Source organism: Moraxella nasicaprae (assembly GCF_025643275.1).
Classification (GTDB): domain Bacteria; phylum Pseudomonadota; class Gammaproteobacteria; order Pseudomonadales; family Moraxellaceae; genus Moraxella; species Moraxella nasicaprae.
Window position 1 is genome coordinate 1,933,523 of sequence record NZ_CP089977.1, and the last position, 16,653, is coordinate 1,950,175.

The 16,653-nt window shown below is 41.1% G+C and carries 14 protein-coding genes and 1 tRNA gene; 10 read left to right on the forward strand and 5 right to left on the reverse strand.

What is annotated here, in order from left to right; translation table 11 throughout:
* Positions 1-7: 7 nt before the first annotated feature.
* On the reverse strand, positions 8-712 hold the full coding sequence (locus LU297_RS09155; protein WP_263076208.1) for an FFLEELY motif protein: 705 nt from the start codon (positions 710-712) through the stop codon (positions 8-10).
* 258 nt (positions 713-970) lie between these two features.
* Between LU297_RS09155 and LU297_RS09160 the strand changes: the two genes are divergently transcribed.
* Positions 971-2,563, forward strand: a complete 1,593-nt coding sequence (locus tag LU297_RS09160; protein WP_263076209.1) for an inorganic phosphate transporter — start codon at positions 971-973, stop codon at positions 2,561-2,563.
* 61 nt (positions 2,564-2,624) lie between these two features.
* On the opposite strand, the gene truD is transcribed toward LU297_RS09160, so the two are convergent.
* Both truD and LU297_RS09170 read right to left on the reverse strand, forming a co-directional pair.
* On the reverse strand, positions 2,625-3,722 hold the full coding sequence (gene truD / locus LU297_RS09165) for a tRNA pseudouridine(13) synthase TruD (protein WP_263076210.1): 1,098 nt from the start codon (positions 3,720-3,722) through the stop codon (positions 2,625-2,627).
* A gap of 7 nt (positions 3,723-3,729) precedes the next feature.
* Entirely contained in the window at positions 3,730-4,296 is a 567-nt protein-coding gene (locus LU297_RS09170) for a DUF1543 domain-containing protein (protein WP_263076211.1), read from the reverse strand.
* Positions 4,297-4,474: 178 nt separating this feature from the next.
* Here LU297_RS09170 and metH point away from each other — a divergent pair, with 178 nt between their 5' ends.
* The 9 genes from metH (at position 4,475) to LU297_RS09215 (ending at position 13,903) form a co-directional block, all read left to right on the forward strand.
* On the forward strand, positions 4,475-8,251 hold the full coding sequence (gene metH / locus LU297_RS09175) for a methionine synthase (protein WP_263076212.1): 3,777 nt from the start codon (positions 4,475-4,477) through the stop codon (positions 8,249-8,251).
* A gap of 170 nt (positions 8,252-8,421) precedes the next feature.
* A tRNA-Leu gene (locus LU297_RS09180) sits at positions 8,422-8,508 on the forward strand.
* Positions 8,509-9,343: 835 nt separating this feature from the next.
* Positions 9,344-10,180: a hypothetical protein gene (locus LU297_RS09185; protein ID WP_263076213.1), complete on the forward strand. Its 837-nt coding sequence runs from the start codon at positions 9,344-9,346 to the stop codon at positions 10,178-10,180.
* On the forward strand, positions 10,167-10,541 hold the full coding sequence (locus tag LU297_RS09190; protein ID WP_263076214.1) for a DUF6984 family protein: 375 nt from the start codon (positions 10,167-10,169) through the stop codon (positions 10,539-10,541). Before LU297_RS09185 ends, LU297_RS09190 begins: the two co-directional genes overlap by 14 nt.
* Positions 10,542-10,757: 216 nt before the next feature.
* On the forward strand, positions 10,758-11,057 hold the full coding sequence (locus LU297_RS09195; RefSeq protein WP_263076215.1) for a hypothetical protein: 300 nt from the start codon (positions 10,758-10,760) through the stop codon (positions 11,055-11,057).
* Between the two features lie 306 nt (positions 11,058-11,363).
* Positions 11,364-11,780: a hypothetical protein gene (locus tag LU297_RS09200; protein WP_263076216.1), complete on the forward strand. Its 417-nt coding sequence runs from the start codon at positions 11,364-11,366 to the stop codon at positions 11,778-11,780.
* Between the two features lie 238 nt (positions 11,781-12,018).
* The gene (locus LU297_RS09205; protein ID WP_263076217.1) at positions 12,019-12,222 is read left to right on the forward strand and encodes a hypothetical protein; all 204 of its coding nucleotides are present in this window, start codon (positions 12,019-12,021) and stop codon (positions 12,220-12,222) included.
* A gap of 1,031 nt (positions 12,223-13,253) precedes the next feature.
* The gene (locus tag LU297_RS09210) at positions 13,254-13,490 is read left to right on the forward strand and encodes a hypothetical protein (RefSeq protein WP_263076218.1); all 237 of its coding nucleotides are present in this window, start codon (positions 13,254-13,256) and stop codon (positions 13,488-13,490) included.
* A gap of 224 nt (positions 13,491-13,714) precedes the next feature.
* A complete protein-coding gene (locus tag LU297_RS09215) occupies positions 13,715-13,903 on the forward strand; it encodes a hypothetical protein (protein ID WP_263076219.1) in 189 nt (62 codons plus the stop codon).
* A 653-nt stretch (positions 13,904-14,556) separates the two neighbouring features.
* Here LU297_RS09215 and LU297_RS09220 read toward each other — a convergent pair.
* Together LU297_RS09220 and LU297_RS09225 are read right to left on the reverse strand one after the other, a co-directional pair.
* The gene (locus LU297_RS09220; protein ID WP_263076220.1) at positions 14,557-15,822 is read right to left on the reverse strand and encodes a DUF2868 domain-containing protein; all 1,266 of its coding nucleotides are present in this window, start codon (positions 15,820-15,822) and stop codon (positions 14,557-14,559) included.
* Positions 15,819-16,649 (reverse strand): RnfABCDGE type electron transport complex subunit B, encoded by an 831-nt coding sequence (locus LU297_RS09225; RefSeq protein ID WP_263077389.1) that lies wholly within the window; start codon positions 16,647-16,649, stop codon positions 15,819-15,821. The genes LU297_RS09220 and LU297_RS09225 overlap by 4 nt, the downstream gene beginning before the upstream one ends.
* Between the last annotated feature and the right edge of the window lie 4 nt (positions 16,650-16,653).

A 16,653-nucleotide genomic window follows, 5' to 3' on the forward strand; every position in this document is an offset into this window, starting at 1 on the left:
GTGTTAATTAAATGCCATCATCGGTTTGGTGCATTTGTTCAATCGTTGCCAGTTCGCCTGCCACAAAAGGTTGGGTAAAGTCTTGAATATCATCAATCGTTCTGATGGCGTGCAGACCATCATGAATGAAATCGTACAGCGGCTGATAGCCGTTTTGGTAGGCACTTTTTTTGGCAAGTTTGAATGCGTTAAACAGCAAAAAAGAATTAAAATGTTCATAGCATTGCTGACAAACCGTCTCGATGGTTTGGATTTGCTTGATGCGTGCTGATTTATTGCCGCTACTTTGATATAGATGACGCATGGTGGCGGTGTCTGGCTGATGATACTTGCCATCAAGATAGGCTTGGGCAAGCACCAAATCCAGCTCGATGGCTTCAATGCCCGCTTGAACACCCAAAATCCCAACATCAAGAATGTGTTTTGGCAATAATTTTTCTAATTTTCCCACGCCTGACAGGGCGTTTTGACCTGCTGTTAATAACTGTTGTGCGATGACATCAAATGATTGATTGTGATAAATCTGTTCAATCAGATAACAAGCCAGCGGAGCGGTTTTGGGATTGTCAAACAATGTGGCATGTGTTTGGTAGATACGCTGTATTTGCCATGACTGTATCTGTTGTAAAGCATCAAACAAGGCTTGATGGCGATGATGTGGCAGGCGTTGATAATGTTGCAAGAGCTGTACAAGATAGCTAATGTTCGACATAATAAAGTTCCCAAATCATCAAAATATCCATCGTGTACAATATCTGATAAATTGGACGCTGTCAAATCGAAGTTTGCTAAGCATGATTGGAAATTTTAATCAAAATAAAATATATACTGATGGTTAATTTGTGGTAAAATTAAGCAACAATTGTGTGAGTTATTTTGACTGATGATATTCTAAGTCATTAAGCACAATGTTTAACATCATCGCTGGATAGTTGCGTCCAGCTTATTTTTTAAAAAAATTGGCGGATTTATGACAAATTCATCAAGTAAACAGACCACACCGCTGGCAGGCAATATCTTTTTTGGCTTGTTGTTGGCACTGATGAGTGCTTATTTTGTCTGGTGGGGGCTGGATTATACCAATCATCAATTGACATTGCTGTTTTTGGTTGCTTCGTTTTTTGGAATATTCTTGGCGTTTAACATCGGTGGTAATGATGTTGCCAATTCATTTGGTACTTCGGTAGGTTCTGGTACTTTAACCGTCACGCAAGCCTTGGCGATTGCTGCGATTTTTGAGGTGTCAGGAGCGGTATTGGCAGGTGCTGCGGTTACCGACACCATTCGTAGCGGCATCGTGGATTTAAGTGGACTTGGCGTGAAGCCAGACCAGTTTATTTATTTGATGCTGTCAGCGTTAGTGGCGGCTTCTTTTTGGCTTTTGTTTGCCACCAAAAAGGGCTATCCTGTCTCAACCACGCATGCCATCATTGGTGGTATTATTGGTAGTTCGGTGGTGCTTGGCATCAGTATGGGTGGCACGCAGTTGGCGTTTGAAACCGTACAATGGGCAAAAGTGGGCAGTATCGCCGTTTCTTGGGTCATCTCACCTGCACTGGGTGCGTTGTTTTCTTATGTGATTTATAGCTTAATTAAGAAAAATATTTTAAGCTATAATGATAAGGCGGAAACTCGCATCAAAGACCTTAAAACTCGTAAAAAAGAAATTAAGGCCAATCAAGCGATGTATTTTGAGGGTCTTAGTGAAGAGGATAAACTGCCCTATACCAATGCCATGTTGCGAGACCAAGAAGTGTACAAGGATGCCGATTGTTCTCGTGATGACTTAGAAACAGAATATTATCGCTCATTGTTCGATGTCGAAAGAGAGCGAGAGCAAGTCGATCCGCTCAAAGCCATTCGCACTTGGGTGCCACTATTGGCGGCAGGTGGGGCAATCATCATGACGGCAATGGTGGTCTTTAAAGGTTTGCAGCACACAGGACTGAATCTATCGCCTGTACATGCCATCTTGGTGATGGGTATGCTTGGGGCGTTTGTATGGTTGGCGGCATTTTTGTACACCAAAAACATTCGTGGCAAGCAAAAAACCGATCTTGGCAAGGCAACCTTTGTGATGTTTAGTTGGATGCAGGTGTTTACTGCTTGTGCCTTTGCATTTAGTCATGGCTCGAATGATATTGCTAATGCAGTCGGTCCTTTTGTGGCGATTTTGGAAGTGATTCGCACAGGCGTGCTAGAAAATCAGTCTAGCGTGCCAGCCCCTGTCATGCTGACCTTTGGTGTGGCGTTGATTGTGGGTCTGTGGTTTATTGGTAAAGAGGTCATTCAAACTGTCGGCACAAACTTAACAGAAATGCACCCAGCCTCTGGCTTTACCGCAGAATTGGCGGCAGCGGCAGTGGTGATGGGTGCGTCCAGCTTGGGCATTCCTGTATCAAGCACACACATTTTGGTCGGTGCTGTTTTGGGCATTGGCATGGTCAATAAAAACACCAATTGGAAGTTGATGCGTCCGATTGGCTTGGCGTGGGTGATTACCTTGCCAGCAGCAGCAGCCATCAGTGCGATTGCCTTTTTGGTGCTTAATGCAGTATTGTAGTATTGCCATCAATAAAAAAACCACTCAGATTGAGTGGTTTTTTTATGCAATGAGGTTGGTGTTAAGGGGTGGTTTGAGTATCTTGTGCGTGCAGTAGGGTGAATTGCTTAACCAGTGCCGCCAGCACCACAGTAGCAAAGCTGCCTTTGGGCAAACAAAAAGACAGCTGTAATGTTTGTTCATCAAGCCATTGCCATGATAAATCAGACACCATCAGTCTAAGCGGTCTTTGGGCGATTTTTGTTCCGATGATGTCAAGCCCTGCTTTAAACACTTGATGGCATTCATCATCAATGATGGCTTGGTACATCTGCTGTACATCAGCGGTGTGTCTGCCATCGCCCACGCCATACAGTGGGGCGGTTAGATGAATGTCGCCTGTATGTAGCCTGTGTCTGATGTCATCATCAATCATCGCCTCAAAAATTGACCCTGTGCCATTAAGATTAAAAATATCGCCACAGATGGCATGGTTCCAGTTGCCAAGCTCAACTCTTTTGGCGAGCATTTTGTTAAACAGCACGCTTCTTGCCACCGAAATCATCAAACCATCTTGTTCGGCAAATCGCTTATTGGGGCGATAACTGCCTTTTTGTATGATTTTTTCAAAAAATCGTTGTGCTTTGGCGATATTATTGTCATCATGCCCAAATCGCTGCTCCCCAAAATAATTTGGCACGCCTGTTTGTTTTAATTGATGTAGCGTCTCATCAATGGCAGGGCGATTGCCACAAACATGCCGTAAAATGATGTCAAATTGATTGCTTTTATGTGTGCCAGTCGCCAGCTTACGATGATGCCAATGTTGCTGGTTAAGAATGATGTACTCATCATCACGCAGGTGTGGCTGAATAAATGCCATCAAATCGACCTGAGGTAGTTGCTGTTTTGGTAGGCGAATACTAAACCACTGATGTGTGATGGCGTGGCGGTCTTTTTTGCCAGAGTAGCCCACATCACGCATTGGCACATCTGCCCACATCGCCAGTAGTTTGGCAAGATGGGCGGTATTGATGCCTGTTTTGGTCAGATGTAGCCATAGGTGTTCGCCTTGCCCTGTATGCTCGATGGATAAATTTTCGGTCACTTCAAAATCAGCAGGCTGCTGTTTGTAGATGGCGGCATCGATGGGTTGCAAGTACGGCTGTGGGTAGTGCATGAGCGTCTCAGTTTGGATTGATAAACAGTTTTTTGGGCAGATAGCCAATGACCATTTCATCTGGGGCGGTGTCAGTGGTGGCGGTGATTTTGATTTGATAACGCTGTTTAAAGTACGCTGGTAAAGCGTCCATAACATCAAAAATCTCGTCCACATCAACGCCATATTTATTGTCAATATGAGAAGTGGCACGAGTGCCTACAATATCAAATTCTTGATAAAAGGCGGAGCGTTTGGCGATACTGGTTGCCTCTGCCATATCTTTGGCGACAACCAGCATTTTGTGATGATATTCTTCAAAATGATTGGGTTTGTAACCGCCCAAATTGATGAAATAGAGTTTTTTATCGTTATCAATCACGCTGTCTTTTGGTACGATTTCAATCGTATGACCATCAACCTGACAAACCTTGCGATAGGCATCAATGTGCCAAATGTCTTTAATTTCTGCCCATGATTGTTCAAAATGAGGAATCAGCTCGTGAACCTGATTGGCAATCCCAAAGAAAATATCGTGTTGTTCAATCAGGCGACCTTTGGGGGTGGCTCCTAGTTTTAGCATATAAAGATACATCGTACTTCCTTTTTGCGTGAATAAGTTGAATAGTATAGCACCAAACCGACCAACATAAAATACAAAGCAAGGATTAAATATTGAGCAGCAGTTTAGGCAACTTGAAAGAATTTCAAAATTACCACCATCAATGCTATAATAGAGCAATTTTTTATTTTTGTTATTTTGGTTTTATATTATGAATCCATCAGCCAGCAATGCAGCCACCACCCACAAAACCCACGACCCAGCGAACTTTACCCTAACACCGCCTAGCGATTTTCCCTATCGTGATATTCAAAAGAATAACAAAGAGCGGTTAAAAGCCATTTTAAATCAAAGAATTATGTTCCTTGACGGTGCGATGGGAACAGAGATTCAAAATTATAAATTAGCCGAAGCAGATTATCGTGGCGAGCGGTTTGCTGATTTTGGCTTTGATGTTAAAGGCAATAATGATTTACTTGTATTAACACAACCACAAATCATTGAAAGTATTCATAAAAGTTATCTGGACGCTGGGGCGGACATCATTGAGACCAACAGCTTTAACGGCACACAAATCTCAATGGCAGACTACCATATGGAGCATTTGGTCTATGAAATTAACAAAACTTCTGCCCAATTAGCAAGACAAGCCTGTGATGAATATACCGCCAAAAATCCTGATAAACCCCGTTTTGTCGCTGGCGTGATTGGACCGACTTCTCGCACTTGTTCTATTTCGCCTGATGTGAATGACCCTGCGTTTCGCAATGTGTCGTTTGATGAGCTGGTGGACAATTATACCGAAAGTACGTTTGCCTTGATTGAAGGCGGTGCGGACATTATTCTCATTGAAACCATTTTTGATACCTTAAATGCCAAAGCAGCGATTTTTGCCGTGCTTGGCGTGTTTGAAAAAATCGGTTTTGAATTGCCGATTATGATTAGTGGGACGATTACCGATGCGTCAGGGCGTACACTGTCTGGGCAAACTGCCGAAGCGTTTTATAATTCTATCAGACACGCCAATCCCATTTCCATCGGCTTTAACTGTGCGTTGGGGGCTGATGCGTTAAAACCACACATCAAAACTTTGTCTGATGTCTGCGAGACTTTTGTCTCAGCTCACCCAAATGCAGGTTTGCCCAACGAGTTTGGAGCATATGACGAAACGCCTGATGAAACTGCGACAATGGTTGCCGATTTTGCCAAATCAGGCATTGTTAATATTGTTGGTGGGTGCTGTGGCACAACGCCAGAGCATATCCGTGTGATGGTGCAAAAAGTATCTGCCTTTGCCCCACGCCAAATCCCAGATTACAAGCCTGCTTGCCGTTTGTCAGGGCTTGAAGCCTTTAACATTACTCGTGATAGCTTGTTTGTCAATGTGGGCGAACGAACCAATGTGACAGGTTCAAAAAAGTTTTTAAGATTGATTAAAAACGAAGAATATGGGCAAGCCCTAGATGTGGCAAGAGACCAAGTAGAAGGCGGAGCCCAAATCGTGGACATCAATATGGACGAGGCGATGCTGGACAGTAAGCAGGCGATGATTCATTTTGTCAATTTGATAGCAAGTGAGCCTGACATTAGCCGAGTGCCACTGATGATTGATTCATCAAAATGGGACATTATTGAAGCAGGCTTAAAATGCACGCAGGGCAAAGCGGTGGTCAATTCCATATCCCTAAAAGAAGGCTATGATGAATTTGTGCAAAAAGCTAAATTGTGCAGACGGTTTGGTGCAGCGATTATCGTAATGGCATTTGATGAAAAAGGACAAGCCGATACCGAAGAGCGAAAAATTGAGATTTGTAAACGCTCTTATGATATTTTGGTGGACGAAGTGGGTTTTCCAAGTGAAGACATTATTTTTGACCCCAATATTTTTGCGGTAGCGACAGGCATTGAAGAGCATAACAATTATGGCGTCGATTTTATCAATGCCACAGGCTGGATTACCCAAAACCTACCCAATGCAATGGTGTCAGGTGGGGTGTCTAATGTGTCGTTTAGTTTCCGTGGCAATCCCATTCGTGAAGCCATTCACGCCGTGTTTTTGTATCACGCCATTAACAATGGTATGACAATGGGCATTGTCAATCCTGCAATGCTAGAATTGTATGATGAGATTGACCCTATTGCTCGTGAAGCCATTGAAGATGTGATTTTAAATCGTAACAATGACAACAACGAAGCGACCGAAAAACTCTTGGAAGTTGCCGAAAATTATCACGCAGGCGACAAAGCCAAAACAGGCGGTAGTGATTTGGCTTGGCGTAATGAGAGCGTTGAAAAACGCATTGAATACGCCCTTGTCAAAGGTATTACCACTTATATTAACGAAGATACCGAAGAAGCCAGATTAAAATACCCAAAACCCTTAAATGTCATTGAAGGTCCACTAATGGACGGTATGAATGTGGTGGGCGATTTGTTTGGGGCGGGCAAAATGTTTTTACCGCAAGTGGTCAAATCCGCCCGAGTGATGAAACAGGCGGTGGCGTGGCTCAATCCCTACATTGAAGCTGAAAAAGTCGCAGGCGAGTCTAAGGGCAAAATCCTAATGGCAACGGTCAAGGGCGATGTCCACGACATTGGCAAAAATATCGTGGGCGTGGTGCTGGGCTGTAATGGTTATGACATTGTGGATTTGGGCGTGATGGTGCCGTGCGAAAAGATTTTACAAACCGCCAAAGATGAAAAAGTGGACATTATCGGACTGTCAGGCTTAATTACCCCAAGCCTTGATGAAATGGTCTATGTGGCAAGCCAAATGCAAGAGCAAGGCTTTAAAATTCCCTTACTGATTGGTGGAGCGACCACAAGCAAGGCACACACGGCGGTCAAAATTGACCCACAATATTCAAATGACGCAGTGATTTATGTGGCGGACGCAAGCCGTGCAGTCGGTGTAGCGACCACGCTGTTATCCAAAGAGATGAAAGAAAATTTTGTTGCTGAAACTCGTGCCGAATATCAAAAAGTGCGTGAACGGCTGGCGAATAAACAGCCTAAATCCGCCAAGCTGTCTTATCTTGATGCGGTGGAAAACGGCTTGCAAAAAGACTGGCAGAGCTATACTCCGCCTGTACCGAACCATTTAGGGCAGCTTGTCTTTGATGATTATCCGTTGGAGCGTTTGTTGCCTTATATTGATTGGACGCCGTTTTTTATTTCGTGGGGTTTGGTGGGCAAATATCCGAAGATTTTTGATGATGAAGTGGTGGGGACAGAAGCCAAAGAGCTATTTGCCAATGCAGCCGCAATGATTGACAAGCTCATCAAAGAAAAATCCGTCATCGCCAAAGCAGTGGTCAAGCTCTCGCCAGCCACTCGCACAGGGACGGATACGGTGAGCGTCAATGATGATGGCAAAGTGTATGAGTTTTATCATTTGCGTCAGCAGTCGGATAAGGTAACAGGCAAGCCCAATTATAGCCTAGCGGACTTTATTGCCCCAAGTGAAAGCGGTAAACCTGACTTTTTGGGTGGCTTTACGGTGTCCATCTTTGGGGCAGAAGAATTGGCAGACGAATACAAGGCAAAGGGCGATGATTATAATGCCATTATGGTGCAAGCGGTGTGTGATAGGTTTGCCGAGAGCTTTGCTGAAGCCTTGCACGAGCGGGTGCGTAAGGAATTTTGGGGATACCAAGCGGACGAAAGTTTCACCAACGATGAGCTGATAAAAGAAAAATATGTCGGCATTCGTCCTGCCCCGGGTTATCCTGCCTGTCCAGAACACACCGAAAAAGGCACGCTCTTTGAGTGGCTTGATACTACCGCCACCATCGGCACTTATTTGACCGAAAGCTATGCAATGTATCCACCGTCTAGCGTATCGGGCTTTTATTATAGCTTGCCTGAGAGCTGTTATTTTAATGTCGGCAAAATCAGCCAAGACCAATTAGAGCATTACGCTAAACTTAAAGGGTGGGATTTAAATACCGCTAAGAAATGGCTAAATCCGAATTTGGGGGAGGTGTGAAGCTGATATGGTGGGGTGTATGGATTGGTATTTGATGCTGTATCAATCCATGTATCTTGCCTGATTTAAAAAAATCATATTTTTTCAAAAATTTTTGCAAAAAATGCTTGACACTCCAAAAAAACCCTGTATAATACGCACACATAAGCAAAGACGCTTAACCACTTTAAGCCAGTGTGGTGAAATTGGTAGACACGACGGATTCAAAATCCGTTGCCTTTAAAAGCGTGTCGGTTCGAGTCCGACCACTGGTACCATCTAAGAAAAAGCCCTGATTATTCAGGGCTTTTTGCTATCTTGCCATCTTTGACACCTGTTATCATCTCAATAATAACAGTATATATGACAGTATGCGACTATAAATACCGTCAAAATCACAAAAAGTATACTGTTATGGTTCATCAAAACCTTTTTAAAATTTGGTTGATTTGATTTATTTGCCCATCGGCACAATATGTCTGTAAACTCCACACTCGCCTGACCATTCATTTTGGTTAAATCTCTATGAATGCCTAATGGGAAATTGGTTGATAATGAGCAAACTGCCAATGCCAGATTGCTTATCAATCATATCAAGCAGTATAGGGTATATCTGCGGTAGCAATTTGCCCATCAATAATTAACAAATCCACTCTGCGGTATTTTTGCTTAATCTTAGCAATACCACTATCAGCGATTGATAAAATGATGTCTTCATATAAATCCCCAGCTTAAACAAATAACACTTTCTTTGGTTTGTGATAATCATGAGTACCCAAAGCTCATTAGCTCCTGCCGTAATCTGTAATAATACCACTTTGAGCCGACCTGACCACCATCACCCACAACGGACAAACCCAAACCACCATCCCCCAAAACCAAAACATCTTAAATGAACTAAACACACAATTAACCCAAGATACAACCGCCAAAGACACCCAAGTCTTTTTAACTCCAAACACCACCAACACAAAAGACGAGCTGGTTCAAGGGCTTGCCAATCCTAGCAAAGGACACACCTACCTTGACATAGACCATCTGGACAATGCCATAGAAACCCTAAACCACGAAATCGCCCATCACAATGGCTTAGGAGAAACTTCTGCCACAAGAATGGGCAAAATCTCTGATTTGGCGTATAATATTGGCATCAGTCTTAACCAAGGGGACATCAATACTCATAGACAAGCCATCACACCAACTGCTCAAACCCTGCAAGGTTTAAGCACCGAAGATAGACTTGCTTATCACGCTCAAAATCAAGCCTTGCTTGATGCCAATCAAGAACAGCTTAAGGGGGAGAAGGATAATGGGGATGGGGTTTGGAATAATCGCTACATTCCTCCGCTTATCAACACCAACAACCCAAATGCAAGAAGATGGAATGTAAACAATAATCCTCACGCTCTCACGGTTCGTAGAGAAATAGAGGTTATTCGTCAAACTTATCCAAACTTTGGTGGTATCCAACAAATTACAAATGGACCAGTTACCCGAAGAGAAGCGGCTGAATATACCGCCTTTCGTATGTTTATTAGACATGGTACAAATCAGACCCATTCTAACCATAATGCTGCTTACGATGCTTTTAGAGCAAGTCCTTATTATCAAAATTTAAATAGACCCAATTCCACACAACTTAATATTGGGTTAAATAATGCTAATTACAATGTTGCTAGGCATGAGCAGATTAATAATAGAGTTATTTCTTTTGGACAAAATTCCAATCAAATAAACCACACATGGCGACACTTGGAAGCAAAAGGCATTAGTAGACATATTGCTGAACCTGCTATAAGAAATGATCTTGGAAGAAGGGATTTGAATTCCATCCCTATAGGCATAACCAAAGGGTTTAAGATTACAATTAATGGTCAGCAAGTCCAGTATTATATTCATAGAATTGGCGTTAATCAGTACAATATAGGTAGATCCCATGTTAAAAGATGATATGAAACTGCGTTTTCTGTGCGAAAGTGAATTATTGCTAATTTCTAAATTACTGGACTTGTGTACAGCATCTTATAAACTTCAATCATCGCTCGAGCAAATATTGGTTTTTGATTTGACTGATGATGGAGGTATGGGTTCTTTGGAATTTTTTTATGACAGCGATTGTGTGAGGGAATTTGATAAACCGTTAATACAAGCTGAGACTTATGATACTGATGGTAGAAAGATAATGCTTGAATTGTCTTTGGATAATTATGGTTATTTGTATCAGCTAGATAGCTGGACATCTGATTTTAACCCACTGGTTAGCCCATTAGGCACATTAAATATTTTAGAGAACATAAGACTTGATTTCTAGGTTGGTTAAGGTAAATTTTAGTTTAGGTCTTAAAATACTGGCTATTATTGCTGTTTTATCTGATTAGGACTATATGTTGGTTAAAGACAATGCGGCTGGAAAACCAACTGCTCATGGTGGAAGTTACTGGAAGCTCTTAGATAAGCATGGTAATAGAATAGGTACACTTTCAAAAGATGGTATATATTTACGCAAATAATATTTGAGGTAATGTTAATGCATAATTTTATATATGTTTGTTATTTATCTTGTTTTGATCACTGGCTTACAGAGATAGAGGCTGATGAGTGTCAAATTTTAATCTTTGATATTGCAAAAGACAACAGAAATTTGGATGAGTACTTTGAAGGGGAAAAAAGATTTTTGGGTTTTTATACTGCAATCTCTGATTTGGTTGAAGATGTGAAAACTAATAAGCTTTTTAATACAAAATCAAAAAGTTTTCAGGAGATTTTGTTAAATAGCCTAAGAGAAAAGTCCCTAAAAGAAATTTATTATCCTGAAAAAAAATTTTAGTCAAAGGTGGTTATGATAGAACAGACCTCATCTTTATCCCCAATCAAGATATTTTGAATTATATTCAGCAATTGGCACAAGAAAATAATTTATTTATTATTGAAATTATTGATTACAATGATTACTTGTTAAATTATGATGATTAGTAAACCCTCTCCGATGCCACAGGCATCAGCACTAAGGTACTGCTTACCAGCATTACCGCCCAAAGAGGCATTCAAGGGGGAACTAACAAAGTACTGACCGTCATAGATACCCATGACAAACTATTGGCTCATCATCTAAAACATTGGAGTTAAAATTCGAATGAAACAGATTGAACTAATTATCCATACCTTTTTAAATCGTCATTTTGCTTCAGAGCTTTACTTTCTTTGGGATGTTGTTTGTGGGGTTAGTGAAAATCGCATACAACCACCCTGTGAAGAAATTATTTATGATAACGAAACGGCATTTTTTCTCGCTTTGGAATTCTTGTTTGCCCAAAACTACTGTCACTTAATAACCAATGATGGTAATAAAGAGATTGATGACGAAATAGCCAAGATGGATGCCAAACAAGCTTGTCAGCTACTTAAAGATGTTTGGATTGGTGAGGAGGCTATGAATAAGCTTGATGAAGAAAATCAGTATGTTGGTTGGTGGTTTAGGATATTATGCCCCTATAACATCGTTCATCGATATGTAGATGAAGATGGTGAAGAGAGATGGGTTCTTAATTGATTAGCTCGTAGGTTGGGTTGAACAACAGTGAAACCCAATATTTATCAGGTGGAAATTTATCCCATACTGAAAGAAAGTTTAGTCTGTACGATGGTTATTTATCTAAATCTGATACAATAATATTTCATATCAGTTCAAATATTTTATATGACCCTAAAATTACCTATGATTGTAAAAAAAGTGAAAGTGGGTAATCAAGAAACCCAAATTTGCCAACCTAAAAAATAGCGGAGTTTTTATGAACAAACAAACCTCTTTTAATCCCTATTCTCAAGAAATGTTACCAGAGGGGTTTAAATATCCAAAAAGCTACCTTGAATTATCCAAAGATACTTCAAGCATTAACTGGGACAGCCCTGCAGATACCATCTATTCCTCCCTCTATCAAGCCAAACTATTAGCTGAGTTTCACTTGGCTTTGATGGGGGGGGTTGGTGCTTAATCACACCAAAACAGCCCGTAGGTTGGGTTGAACGGCAGTGAAACCTAAGCATTTATGGTGTAACCAATTGATTTTATTGGATTGGGTTTCGTACCTCAACCCAATCTATGGGTGGTGCATTAGGTGGAGCGGTTATGATTTGCTCAAAAAAAGTAGGAGATGCTTGTGTCAATCAATGATGGTTATTATAAGAATAGAACTAAGTTGAGAAACTTTCATATCAGCTTGCTAATATGCTTTTTTTATTTCTCACTATAGCTATGTTGGCATATCTTAGATTTGTACTTCTTGCTAAAATAGTGTTCTATGTGATGTTTTTATGCATATTTCATACTTTTTATCGATGCTTTATTCTTCACCAGCATGTTATGGGAAAAATGAAAAAAAAGAAGAAAGAAGGGGTAAATCCCATTTTTGATATAGATATTTTTGATGATTGATATTAAAGGGCGTTATTGTCCCTATTGCTGGCATCAAGGGAAATGTTACTCTTTACGGAAATGGCTCTACCAGTTACTCTTATGGTCAATCGGTAGGTGCTGAAGCTGGGGTTGCTATACAAATATGTGAAAATAAAACATCTGAATACTGTTCCCAACAATAGAGGTAAAAATGAATAAACATATTATCTATACATTTATCGCAGTTTGGCTATTTGGTATAATCACAGGAATTTTGGGTTTTTTGATAGACATCAATATCTACATCCACAATATTATACTTGCCATCTCGGTCTTTTTTACAATACTTCTATCTTTATGCATAGGTGGATTTGTTTTTGATTCAAATATTAAATTTTTTAAAAAAATTTTAAGAAAAAAAATCAAATAATGCAGGTGTGGACTTGCTAGATACTGAGTCTAGAATCAAGTATGGTTGCCACATGTTAGGATATACAGCAGCACAAGGCTGTAAATTAAAATGAATAATTACATTCTTTTTTCTTATATGCACTTTCATCGGTCATTGCTGGTTTTTCTTTTGGGCTATGTATCTATATTATAGAATGGGTTGCTCAAAGTGGGGCGGAAATGCCATTTGCTTTCGCCTTTTTTTCCAGTATGGGCTATGCGATTTTGGGCCTTCCCAATACATCAATTTTATTTGGGGTTGATATTACCATAGAGGAATATTGGCAAGCTATGAGTAAATACAAAATTTTTTTTCTAATGATATTGGGTGGTATTCTGGCTGTTATATGCCCACCTTTGATTTTTCTTACTATCGGTGAAGAATTTGATATAATTAGAATTACTGGGTTTTTATAATGGGATTTATACATCCATTAATTGCCCATCTCTTGATTAAAGCTGTAGCACGGTAGGCTTGGGTTGGCGATAGCACAACCTAGGCATTATGATGTAACTCATTGAATTTGTTGGTTTTCGTACCTCAACCCAATCTACGGGCTTAAGATTTGTAAAACCTATTTCTTCTCCCAAACCACGAAATCGCCCACCACAATGGCTTAGGAGAAACTTCTGCCACAAGAATGGGCAAAATCTCTGATTTGGCGTATAATATTGGCACAAGTCTTAATAAAGAGGACATCAATACTCATAGACAAGCTATCACACCAACTGCTCAAACTCTACAAAATCTAAGCACCGATGAACAGCTTGCTCACCACACAAACAACCAAGTAATCTTATTGGAGGAGATTCTTTGGCAGTGGCTTTAAATGTGGATTATAATGGCGTTCCTGCAAAAATATGGGCGATGAACATATTAGAATTGCTGGTACAAGATACAATCGAGGTTTAGAGTTATCAAAAGAGAAAATAGAGCAAGATACATCATACGGGGACAGTATCTTAAAAAGAAAAAACAAACTAAAAGAGTTAATAAAATGAAAATAATGAATATTGCATTATCGATTTGCATTTGTTTTTTTATATTTATTTTTCTAAACAAGTATGATTCTTGGGGTATTTCTGAGGGGCTGTGTATTTATCATGGTAACTCTGTAGGTGTCGCTCTAATACTATCCTTTATTTTATTTTTTGCAAATTTTTTATTTTTGTTTTTCTTTAGGGATAAACAAACAATGACCAACATTATATTTATTATCATCTCGATTGGTCTTTTGGCGTATTGGCATCCTGTAATGTACAATCATTCAATAAATTTTCTATTAACACACACCAATATCCAAATAGAACAACTTGGCGAGATTGCTAGATGTGAGATACAACGCAATAACGACCTAAGGTTTTAGAGATGTAAAAAACTAAGCAGCTGCCCATTTGGGAAAATGGGCAAAAAGAGCGAGGGGCGTCATTGATTTGACCTTGACAAAACCATTTGCCATAAGATCCTGGGAGAGTATGATACTCATTCACCATCAACAATAATGATATTTCGTTCGATGAGAGCTGTTTGCCAAGCAACAAGATGCTCCAAGCCAATCAGTTCTACCGCCAAACCTTGTGGGTTATTGGCAAGTTGGTCGATTTTTCTTAGCGAGCCACGATCAGGTGGTCGATGTGCTGAAACGCCAAGATATATCTGGGCTTGTACCGAAGCTGCCAAAGCGAGTAATTTGGCAATATCGTCAGCATCATCAACCACGCCAAACTGTTCAAGGGCGACATATTTGGTGGGTGTGCTGTCTGGGTATTCAAAATTTGCCCCAATCAATCTATCGCTGAGTGTTTGGGTCTGTTTGGAGGTGGGCTTACTGGGCTGGTAGTCGTCTTGGTCGATGACTTGTTTGCTGAATTTATTTAGTAATTCTTGATAATATGGCAAATTGGTATCAATGGTAAAATTGGTATTGGCACGCAGATGACTAATCAGATATGCCAGTAATCTAGGAAAAATGCCGTATAGACCAATGCTTGCGATGATTAGCCAAGCAAATGTGGCAGCGTGAGCGTTCGTATTGTTAAGGTCTGGTAAAGCAAGCCCAAATTGTTTTGGTAAAAAGCCTAATATCTGTACCATCATTTCAAAATGATGTTTTTGTAATAATGTCGAACCCCAAACAAAATCATAGCGTTTGAACAAAAATAAACCTAACAAACCCAGCAAACTGCCCAACAGACCAAATAGCCAAGCACCGTGCATTACTTTGGCGATGTGCCATTTTTTCTTCTGAGCGATGCTTTGTTCGATGACGGCGATGGCGGCTTGTTGGCTGGTGTTTTGCCCAAAAGCCTTAGCAATGGGGGTGTGTAGCGTGCTTTTTTCAAGCAAAAGCCCAAATAATGACGGTCTGCGTCTGCCCAAGCTAATCAGCCAAAAAACCAGCGACAATGTATGCCAGCCTAATAAAGCAATCAGCACATAGAAAAAATTAACCGCTTGTGAGCTGAGTAATCCTGCCACGCCAAGCAATGCAAAGAAAAAATAACCCATGTACAGCATACGCACAGCGGTGCGAATGTATAGCTGGCTATTTTCAAGTGCGTCCATCAGCTCGCCTGTGCTATCAATCTTGACAGCTCGCAAAAATAGCTTGTCATAAGCGGACTCATCGCCTGTTTTTAGGGTTTCGGTGATGAGTTTGGGGTTTTGAGCAAAAATAAAGTTTTGTTGTTCAAGCTGGCGAATCAGCTCGACATGTTGGTGCTGGCGTTGGGTGTATTGATGGTTCATGGCGATAGAGCATTGAGTTGTTGGGTAAGGTGGTTAAGTTGTTCTTGGAGTGCTGCATCATCACGCACTGCCAGTTGTTTGGTCAGTTTTTTGATTTGGGTGCGTAATTTGGCAGCCAAAATGGTGTTTTTAGCGGTGGTTTCATCAATGGCGGTCTGCTCGCCACTTAGCACATTGGCGATGGCGGATTCAATGGTGCTAACCACAGGTTTATCGCCAGTTTCAATGGTTTTGGTCATACGCCCCAGATGTCTATGGTAGCGGATTCTTAGGTGTGTTTGTTCGTTTTGTCGTTCTTTGTCGGTCAGGGTGCGTGGATATGGCACAAGGCTGATGCAGTCCACAGGACAAGGGGCAATACATAGCTCACAACCTGTGCATAGCTCATTGATGATGCTGTGCATGTGCTTAGCCGTGCCAATGATGGCATCAACAGGGCAGGCGGGAATACATTTGGTGCAGCCGATACAGCTAGATTCATCGATGACGGCTCGCATTTCTATGGGGCGATTGGTATGTTCGTCAATGGGGTGTTTGCTGGGTGTGGCTGGTAAGTATGTGCTTTGTTGCAAAGAGGCGATTTGGTCGCTGACCGCCTGACCGCCTGGCACGCATAGATTGGTTGGTTCGCCATTGATGACGATGCCGTAGGCATAAGGCAGGCAGCCATCGTGATGCCCACATAGTCCGCATTGGGTTTGGGGCAAGATGGCATCGATATTGGCGATGGCGATTTTTTGGCTGGCTGGTAAGCGGTCAATGGCTAGCGGAGAAAACAAAATGGGCAAATCGCTTAATCTGTCCAGATGAGTGGTGTCAGTCATAATGTTT